Genomic DNA, 9037 nt, shown 5'->3' on the forward strand with positions numbered 1-9037 from the left:
CCTTCATCTTGTATTGGAACCCTTGCGCCCTGCTCGGCTACGTCCCGCCTTGGCAGATTTGCGTCTGCGACTAGCCGATTTCCCCATATGCGAACGCGGTCCCTTCGTTGTACGGGATCTCCCCTTACGTCTGCCAGTTCCAGAAGTATGTTTCAGCCCCTCACGGTCTCGGCGAGAATGAGGTGCAAGTGACTTGCGACGACGCTTCCGCGTTTTGCCCCTCTGTTGAATCAGTTTTGCAGCCGAGCGAGTACCTGAGGCCCCCGAAGCATCGTGACCCAGTGCGAGCGGAGGTAATGAGGAATGTGGCAACGCCTGTATGACGGTCAGCGGGAATAACAGTGCCCGAACCGTAGCCGGTTCCAGAACCAGTACAGTGCGTAGTCCTCCCTCCCCATGGGTATACACAGGTCCATTCGGAGGTTGGATATAAGCAAACCATCCGGGAAAACGCAATAACCACTGTGTCACCATCGTATGCAGTTTCGTTCGGTAGGTTTCAATCCCGTAGAGCCTTTCCGCTTCTGTCCGATTGCGCCACCCCGTATTCGAGGCCAGCTCTGAATCATTCAGCAAGGTTGTTGCCAAGGTGACAAGCGCTTCGGTATCACCCGGCGGAGCCAAAAATGCATCACTGCCTACGGATTCCATTAATTCCTTCAGTCCACCCTGAGCGAAAGCGATCACCGGTTTGGCAAAATAGAGACCCTCCAGTGCGGTCATGCCAAATCCTTCTTTGACCATGCTTGGGATGACCACGATATCCATGGCGGTATACGCCAGAGATACGTTCTCTTCAAATGTGGTGAAGGTAAATCGGCGTGAATACCCGGATTTTTTCACCCGTGATACACACTCGTCATAATACTTTTTATCCGATGGTGCCCCGATGATCCAGAAGCGACAGCGCGAATGTGTTTCACAGATCTTCAAGGCCATATCCACAAAAGGTTTCAACCCTTTGGCATCATATATAAATGAAGAAATATAACCGATACAGGTCTGCGATGATTTGAAACCGAGCTCCTTACGCTTACGTTCGCGCAGATGAACCCAGCGGTCCGGTGCTGGTAGCGCGGGTTCCCAAGTTGGGGATATGATGGTCACTTTGTCACCCATGCCGGCTTCTTGGAAAGGGGCTACCGCTGTCTCGGATATACCAATAATCCAATCCGCGTAACGGCCAATCATCTGGATCGCCTCGGTTGTATGTTCATTCGTATGAATAATCTCGGTAATTTTCCAGATGACCGGAATCTGAAGGGACTTTGCCGCTACAGCCGGCATCACATTAACACAGGTGTTCGTTAACACTATATCGGGAGCAGTCTCCCGTATTAGGGAGACTGCTTCCTGATACGCTGGCGTATGACGAAGATGCTCCGCATCATCTGCAATGCCCAGGTAAGGTGTGTACACACCGTGAAGCATCGGCAGAGTGCATATTTTGACCTGAATGCCGAATCTCCGCGCAAGCCCTGCAAGCTTCCCCTCCTGAGGGGCTACGAGCACACATTCAAAGATCGTACCGATCTCTCTCATAAAATGAAGCAGCAGCTTCTCGGCACCTGTAATGCTCCGAGTATTGCACACATGTGAAAATAACATCATCTTTGGTTTCGTTGCCATGGCCGCACGGACCCTGTACCTGGTATCCGATACAGGGTACTGTGCACACCTCCTCCCGGCCAGTATTAAGGGAATATGATGGTTAACATTTCATTAATTCTTTTGCCATACGTGTGGTCTTTCAGTGTACGTTCGAGTCCACGAAGTGCAATCTCACGGCGTTCCTTTTCATGAGTAAGATAATATTCCACTTTGTCGAGTAACTCCTGCGGCGAGGAATATGTCTCAATCTCCACACCCGGTTTGTAGAAACGCGCAATGTCATCCCGCGCGTCGGTCAGCTGTAGCGTCGTGGACGCGGCAATTTCAAACGTTCTCGGGTTCGGTGAGGCTGGCGGGATTTTGAGGTGATTATTATTGACGGAATCATCTTCGTGGGATCGATGCAGGTTGATGACAATTTTGGTGCCATTGTACACATCATTGGTCTCCGGCGGACTCATCCAGCGACCGAGCTCAATCTTCTCGCCATAAGCAGTATAGTCAGGCAGGCGATCCCACCAGATGCCGTTAAATACCGTATTGTGTGACATCAACTGAGGCATGATCGGATTGAAGAAGTATACCCGGTTCCAGTAGGCCGAGCCGATAAAGCTGACATCCCGTTTTAACGGGGAAGGAGTTGTAATCGGAAAGTAATGATTGGTGAATGCAGCAAAAGGGAGGTAGTGAACGGACGCGCAGCCAATTTGTCGATATAGATCGATACAGTTCAGTTCCAACGTGAAGACATGGTCAAAATGTTTCACAATTTCCAGCGTCATATCTGTATAGTACGGGTCATCCGTGAGCCAGATCGCCGTCTGAATGCCCGCTTGGCGAATCGCATCGATATGCTCGACAGGAATATCCATTCCATCCAGCACAAGCACAAGATCAGGACGCGTCTGTAGCGCAATTTCAGAAATCGGTTGACGCGGATCAGAGAGGGTTACCTGGGCTACCATACCCTGTAGCGTGGCCATAATGGCCTCATCCAACGGGGAGTAAGGGAAGCCTTTACCAGAGGATACATACAGCACGTGAAGCTGTCGGAAAGGTAACGGTTCCTGTGCACAATTCACAATATAGTTGGCGCGACCGCGCAGATATCCTTCTTCCTTACCTGCGTCATATCCGGCATGTTGCCCATTTTTGCGCGCTTGATCAGTCAGGCTCAGTACGGGTGCATGAATCTTTTTGGTTTTACGGTGTTTGAGAGACATACCGCCACTCCTTTATTTTTTGGGATAGTGTTCTTATTGATGCTGCACTTCAGACGGGGATTACAAATATTCCAGCAACTGACCGATCCGGCGAGTGAATGTATGCTGGTTCATCGTGGTGAGAAGTCCACGCCACGCCATCGCCTGTCGTTCTTCTTCATGCTTCAGATAATAGTGGATCTTGCGCTGAAGTTCTGCTGCGTTGGTGAACGTCTCGATGTCATATCCCGGCTTATAATAACGGGGTAAATCTGCACGTGCATCCGTAATCTGCATTGTGCCGCATGCGCTGATCTCATACGTGCGTGGATTAATTGAGTGACCTTCAAGATGATGTGTATTGCGATTGTCTTCCCCATTCTCGCAAGTCCGGTGAATGTTAATGACAATCTTGGCGCCATTGTAATAATCTACTGTCTCTCCAGGAGCAATCCATCCTTCGTGGATGAAACGGCCTAGTACATCAAAGCGTGCCAACCGGTTCCACTGGCTACCCGCAATAAATACCTTTTTGTCCGCAAGAAAAGGGGCCAGCTCATCAAACAAGGCAATCCGGTTCCAGAATCCGGTACCGATAAAACAAATGTCGTGCTGATGCTGCGGTGCGGCGCGCCGTGGTTGAAACATGCCTGGATTCACCGCGAGTGGCATATAGATAACCTGGTTCGCTCCATGTCCCAGATAGAAGGGCACCGCGGCCTCTTCATGCGTGAACACGACATCATAGTGCTGGCAAAGGGACGTTGTATCTTCGGTGAAATACGGATCATCCACAAACCACACGGCAGTTCGGATACCGAGTGCACGTATGCCATTCACCTGCTCTACATGATCTGCGGGGAATACATGCAGACCATTCATGACAAGCACGACATCGGGCCGATGCTGACTGGCTTCCTGCAACATTGCTGCTGGCGATCCAACAACGCATTCACGTACAGATTGCTGCAGAGCCAAGGTGACACCTTCATCGATGGCATCGAATCCTTGCGGAATATATAACACCTTCATGTCCCGCAGGGTCGGTTCAAACATCTGCACCCGCTCCATCATGGCTTGACAGCCGCCGAATCTGCGGCCTTCTGCATATCCGCCGCGGTAAGCTGTTTCCGCTTCGGTCAGCGGACGGTGCCTTCGTTTTGCCACATTCTTCACCCTGTCTTCCTTCAGGAGATCTCACTTCCAGACTCTCCCCGATATTGGTCTTCCCTCTAAAGGATATGCCTCGGGGTCAGATGCATCATGGACGGGTGTCCTGCAAGGCGCAAAATTGGCGCATGCCCTCCACATCCGCCTGTACGGGCATGTCCGCTTTTGCGGCGATGCAAATAACCCGGAGGGATCTGTCCCCCCGGGCTAACTGTTATACAGGTATCATTCCATGCAGGAATAATCCTGTCTACTCGGTTACTGTGCTTTGTACGCCAGCTGATGTCCGTCCTCGAATCCCTTGGCGAAACCCGCGTTGAATCCCTCGTTGTACGCCTCGTTGTATCCCTGGCTGTACGCACCGTCCGGGTTCGGATCGGTAGGGGTAGCCGGGACGACTGGTTGTACGGGCTTCGGACTCCGGTGCCGCCGTACCGTACGTTTCTTTTTTTTGAGCCACGCACTGCGTCCTTTAAGTGGGCGTTTGTGAAGAACACGTTTGGCTCTGAGCGCACGCAGCTTGCGAATTTTGCGCAGACGGGCTCCACGGGTTAACAAAGCTCTTTTGGTTCTCAGTCGTATTTTCTTCTGCTTTAACATGTCAACATTCCTCCTGTATGTCCCGAACGATACGAATTGCACACCCGGGGTCTTTGAGCCACGGCAAGCCAGGCTCCCCATGCTGGATTCGGGCCAGCCTGATTCCCGTAACCATACGAGACATTTCTGCCTGATAGCGACTCAGCAAACGAATGTTCTCGGCCAGACTGCGGGCGGATACTTCCGAATGAGCGGTTACACTGGCTACACTGTCCAGAATGCGTGCCAGCGCCTGCTGACTGTGTGCAATGGATTCAATGAGCGCCAGTTTGGCTTCCTGCTCACGCCGCATCAGACTCATTTTCCCATGTCTCCCAGATCCATGCCGCCAAACATGCCACCGTCCATACCGCCGCCATCTTCGCTGTCGTTCTGTACCATCACCGCTTTGAGATTGTTGCACAGTCCGGTCTCCATCCGGGTTAATCCTTCCAGCAATTCCACCAGCTGATCATGCATTTTGAGTGGCTCGCCTACCTGATCCCCGTGCGTCAGAAAGGTATCTCCATTCAAATGATTCAGCGTCCAGTTCCGTACCTTCTCGGCCTCAATCGCTTTTGCCTCCAGGATCAGGGCAATATTCCACTGCATTTTGGCTGCTGCGTCCAGCATCAGAATGAGGCTCTGTTCTCTACTCATGTTCCTTCACCCGCCTTCCGGGCTTATTCTTCCTCTTGAACCGCGATCTCCCGCATGACTTGGGTCAGCGTTTCGGCTACAGCCTCTTCCAGATCTGCAAGGCCCCCCAAGTAAGAGATAATGCTTTTGTTGATTTGCCCAGAGCTATCCAGCAGACCGTCAACGCCATCCAACTCCGGTTCGATATCTGGCAAATGATTGATGATTTCAGACATGCGTACAGCGACTTGGCGTTTGGCATCCAGCACACGTGCGATCTGCTGGTGAGAGTGTGCAATATGTGTGATGATTTCATCGATTTTGCTCTGCATGGTCCTCCTCCTTACCGTCACGGCCTGCTTCACCCATAGAAAACCCGGCCTATCAGCATTTGCCTGTTACAGCATATGCCGGGCCGGGATCGTCAGTTACTACAGCTTGCGCCTATATCGTCAGATGACATAACTCCAGTCGGAAGAATATCGACTGAGGAATTGGCGAGTACGTTCCTGCTTGGGACGTACAAATACCTCTTCCGGGGTTCCTTCCTCCACAACGGAACCTCCATCCATGAAAACAACCCGATTTGCCACCTCACGGGCAAACCCCATTTCATGGGTGACTACAATCATGGTAATCCCCTCTTGAGCAATGGAGCGAATGACAGACAACACCTCACCCACAAGCTCGGGGTCCAGCGCTGAGGTCGGTTCATCAAACAAAATCACTTCGGGATTCAGTGCCAATGCTCTGGCGATGCCCACCCGTTGCTGTTGTCCACCGGACAACATACTTGGATACTCATTGATTTTGGCAGACAGTCCGACTTGTTCAAGCACACGCAAGGCACGCGTGCGGGCATCGGCTTTGGACATTTTCTGGGCAATAATTAAACCTTCCGTGACGTTATCCAGCACTGTCTTGTGTTTGAACAAATTATAATGCTGGAACACCATCGCCGTTTTTCGTCTCAACTGCACAATGTCATGTTTGCGTGCATGCTTGCAATCGACGGTTAATCCACTGATCTGAACCTCGCCCTCATCGGCACGTTCCAGAAAATTGACGCAGCGCAGCAGCGTTGTTTTACCTGATCCGCTCGGTCCAAGGATCGCTACGACATCGCCCTGTTCCACGGTCAGATCAATTCCCTTCAATACTTCCTGCTTGCCAAATGTCTTGTGTATGTTCGTTAGTGTAATCATGACACGCCTCCTTTGCTGTACACGGCAACCCGACGCTCAAGCAGAGCAGTGATCCGCTCGGCAATGATGGTCAGCCCCCAATAGATGAACGCTGCGGCGATAAAAGCCTCCAGAAACTTCAGACTGACGGATGCCACCACATCCGCTTTACCGAGGATGTCCATCTGAGACACGGTAAAAGCGAGTGTTGATCCATGCAGGAACCCAACAAACATACTGCACAGGTTAGGCAATACAGCCCCGATCGCTTGAGGGATGATGATACGCCTTAAAGCCTGGAATGTGCTCATGCCTACAGCGTGAGCCGCCTCCATCTGGCCGATATCCACAGCAAGAATGCCTGAACGGATAATCTCGGACATATAAGCGCCCGCTGTGAGCGAGAAAGCAATCAGTACAAATACGAGAATTGGAATCGACGAGGATTGGAAAGCCCAACCGTAACGTTCCGCCAGCTTATCGATAATCATCGGAATACCGTAATAGATGAGGAATAGATGCATCAGCATCGGTGTTCCACGCAGGAATGAAACGTAGAAGTCAGCAATGCGGTGAATCCACCGCACACGATAGATACGGATCAGAGCCGTAGCCAGACCGATTCCGAAGCCTGCAATCAACGGAACAATCGTAATGACGAGTGTCAGTGGCAATGCCTTCAGGATTTGAAAAAAAGATGTATAGATAAACTGGAGATCAATCGACATATGCTCACCCCGCTATTCGTTTCAGGCGTTTGGCTTGAATTGCTGGTTTGTATACAACCCTCTTGCGTTCATGACGCTGGAGTCTGCGTTCTGCAAAGGCAAATCCTTTTTCAAGCACAATGACAATGACATAATAGACCACGGACAAACTGATATACACTTCAAGTGCGTGGGACGTGGCGGAGATTAGCGTCTGCCCTCTGCCCACCATGTCCATGACACCAATGGAGAAGGCCAGAGACGTATCCTTTAATGAACCGATTAACGTATTGGCCATGTTCGGAAAAGCAACGATCAGTGCCTGCGGAACGACAATCCGCCGAAAAGACTGGAATGTGGTCATACCCGCAGCATAGGCTGCTTCCGTCTGACCTTTATCCACGCTGCGCACCGCTCCGCGAAAGATCTCGGCAAAGGATGCCGCGTCACTAAGCGCATAGGTCACAATGACAAATAACAACGGGTCGGTTCTCGACAGGTCGATGCCAATGGGTTTGAGCAACTCGGGAAGTCCGTAATACACCAGGAACAATTTGATCAGGATCGGTGTGCCCCGCATGAATGAGACGTACAGGGTAGCCAACTGGCTTAGTACCGGAATCCGATACAGCCGGGGAACGGCCAGAAGCACGCCGCCCACCAGTCCGAGCACGATGGAACCACCCAGTACAATCAGTGTTATATGCAAATATCGTAGCAGTTCCGGGATGAAATCCAGAACCAATGACAGATCAAATGATTTTCCCATTACCGCTGCACACCTTTCTCAGACTACTCTTCAACCGTATAGTCAGCTCCAAGCCACTCAGTGCTCAGTTTGCCTAATGTTCCATCTTCTTTGATCGCTTTGAGCGCTTCGTCCACTTTGGTTTTGAGCTCCTGCTCATCTTTGTTCAGAATGAAGTACACTTTGGAGTTGGAGAGGGCATCTCCTACCGTTTTCAACTGAGCATCAACCGCCTTATTCTGATAATCAATGGCAAACTGAGTGCTGATGGTGGCATCCACCCGGCCTGTTTTGATCTGGGTAATGGTATCCTCACCCGCTCCGGAATAAACGATATCAATCCCGTTGCCGTTCGCTGCATTCCATTTCTCAGCAAGTACAGCCGCATTACTTGTAGCACCAACAATCAGTTTTTTCCCTTTTAGATCCTCAATGGATTTTACTTCTTCATTTTTCTGACTTACGACAATTTTATTTGGGAAAATATTATAGGCTTCATCATTAAACAGGAACTTGGCCTGTCTCTCATCATTCACTTCCATCTGGTGCGCGATCAGGTCAATTTTTTTCGTTTCCAGACTCAGCAGCAGGTTTTTGAAATCCATGGTGCTGAATTCGAATTCGTACTCAGGCAAACGTTTGTCGATCTCCCGGATCAGTTCCACATCATAACCTGTTAACTTGCCATTCTCATCAATGAAGCAGACATTTGGAAACTGTGTACCTGTTCCTACAATGATCTTTTTCACTTTGGTGTCGCCTGCTGCCGAAGCAGATTCTGAATCATTGCTTGCAGTTCCTGTGCTGCATCCAGCCAGTACCGCCAGCATTGTAATGAACAGCAGTGCTGTCCGGAATTTTTGAATCCCCCGTTTTTTAACCATTCCCAATCTCCTCCACAGGCTGTTATCACAGCGAATATGATGTGTACTCCCATTCCTCTTCCTATTAACAAACCATTCTTACTTGTATAGTCGGAATTAGGTTGAACAAAGAATATCATTACAAGTCATCTTAGGGCAATAACTAAACTAATAGGACATCCTGATATGGTTATAGGACTTCTCTATAGAACAAGAAAAAGCCATCCCCCATATCGATTGTAAAATGTACCCTATAAGATGGACACTTTGAAAAAAGTCCATCTTATAGGGTATTTTGTTTATAATGAAAAAAAACGATGTTGGAGCGGAAATG

At 50.1% G+C, this 9037-nt stretch carries 11 protein-coding genes; all 11 read right to left on the reverse strand.

Annotation, left to right across the window (positions count from 1 at the left end; all coding sequences use genetic code 11):
• Positions 1-3: 3 nt before the first annotated feature.
• The 11 genes from J2Z28_RS24360 to J2Z28_RS24410 all read right to left on the reverse strand — a co-directional run bounded on the left by J2Z28_RS24360 (position 4) and on the right by J2Z28_RS24410 (position 8706).
• Positions 4-1629 (reverse strand): glycosyltransferase family 4 protein, encoded by a 1626-nt coding sequence (locus tag J2Z28_RS24360; RefSeq protein WP_211084625.1) that lies wholly within the window; start codon positions 1627-1629, stop codon positions 4-6.
• A 65-nt stretch (positions 1630-1694) separates the two neighbouring features.
• Positions 1695-2834, reverse strand: a complete 1140-nt coding sequence (locus J2Z28_RS24365; protein WP_211084626.1) for a CgeB family protein — start codon at positions 2832-2834, stop codon at positions 1695-1697.
• Positions 2835-2894: 60 nt separating this feature from the next.
• The gene (locus tag J2Z28_RS24370) at positions 2895-3989 is read right to left on the reverse strand and encodes a CgeB family protein (protein WP_211084627.1); all 1095 of its coding nucleotides are present in this window, start codon (positions 3987-3989) and stop codon (positions 2895-2897) included.
• Positions 3990-4241: 252 nt separating this feature from the next.
• A complete protein-coding gene (locus J2Z28_RS24375) occupies positions 4242-4583 on the reverse strand; it encodes a hypothetical protein (RefSeq protein WP_211084634.1) in 342 nt (113 codons plus the stop codon).
• 1 nt (position 4584) lies between these two features.
• Entirely contained in the window at positions 4585-4884 is a 300-nt protein-coding gene (locus tag J2Z28_RS24380) for a hypothetical protein (RefSeq protein WP_017692511.1), read from the reverse strand.
• The gene (locus J2Z28_RS24385; RefSeq protein WP_017692510.1) at positions 4881-5222 is read right to left on the reverse strand and encodes an alpha-helical endospore appendage domain-containing protein; all 342 of its coding nucleotides are present in this window, start codon (positions 5220-5222) and stop codon (positions 4881-4883) included. The genes J2Z28_RS24380 and J2Z28_RS24385 overlap by 4 nt, the downstream gene beginning before the upstream one ends.
• A gap of 23 nt (positions 5223-5245) precedes the next feature.
• Complete coding sequence (locus J2Z28_RS24390) at positions 5246-5533, reverse strand: hypothetical protein (RefSeq protein ID WP_017692509.1); 288 nt, start codon at positions 5531-5533, stop codon at positions 5246-5248.
• Positions 5534-5653: 120 nt separating this feature from the next.
• Positions 5654-6406, reverse strand: a complete 753-nt coding sequence (locus tag J2Z28_RS24395) for an amino acid ABC transporter ATP-binding protein (RefSeq protein WP_017692508.1) — start codon at positions 6404-6406, stop codon at positions 5654-5656.
• The gene (locus tag J2Z28_RS24400; RefSeq protein WP_036673453.1) at positions 6403-7113 is read right to left on the reverse strand and encodes an amino acid ABC transporter permease; all 711 of its coding nucleotides are present in this window, start codon (positions 7111-7113) and stop codon (positions 6403-6405) included. Before J2Z28_RS24400 ends, J2Z28_RS24395 begins: the two co-directional genes overlap by 4 nt.
• Before the next feature lie 4 nt (positions 7114-7117).
• On the reverse strand, positions 7118-7861 hold the full coding sequence (locus J2Z28_RS24405) for an amino acid ABC transporter permease (RefSeq protein ID WP_211084628.1): 744 nt from the start codon (positions 7859-7861) through the stop codon (positions 7118-7120).
• A 23-nt stretch (positions 7862-7884) separates the two neighbouring features.
• Entirely contained in the window at positions 7885-8706 is an 822-nt protein-coding gene (locus J2Z28_RS24410) for a transporter substrate-binding domain-containing protein (RefSeq protein ID WP_036673581.1), read from the reverse strand.
• Positions 8707-9037: the final 331 nt, after the last annotated feature.

This window comes from Paenibacillus xylanexedens, from assembly GCF_017874615.1.
Taxonomy (GTDB): domain Bacteria; phylum Bacillota; class Bacilli; order Paenibacillales; family Paenibacillaceae; genus Paenibacillus; species Paenibacillus xylanexedens.